Annotated in this window: 1 pseudogene; it reads left to right on the top strand. The window is 66.8% G+C overall.

Annotated features, from left to right (window positions below):
* Positions 1-207 (top strand): annotated as a pseudogene (locus HMPREF2924_RS01755) (hypothetical protein); the annotation flags it as partial.
* Between the last annotated feature and the right edge of the window lie 19 nt (positions 208-226).

Genomic DNA, 226 nt, shown 5'->3' with positions numbered 1-226 from the left:
CTCCATGCCGGCGGCATCGGCACCGACTGGCCGGGCGGCATTCGGAATGGCTCTGCACTGTTCTGGCCCTGGGACGAAGAGTGGTGGAAGCCTAAGTCGGCGCGCGAGAACCTGGTACGCGCCGGCGCCCTGGTGCTAGCCGAGATCGAGCGCCTGGACCGCTCCGCCACCGAGCAGGGCTCAACCTGCTGCAAGGGGGGCGCGTAATGGACAAGCAAAAAGTCCT

This window comes from Pseudomonas sp. HMSC063H08, from assembly GCF_001813645.1.
Taxonomy (GTDB): domain Bacteria; phylum Pseudomonadota; class Gammaproteobacteria; order Pseudomonadales; family Pseudomonadaceae; genus Pseudomonas; species Pseudomonas aeruginosa.
Note: the sequence above shows the minus strand (reverse complement) of the source record. Positions and strands in the feature narration are given on the sequence as shown.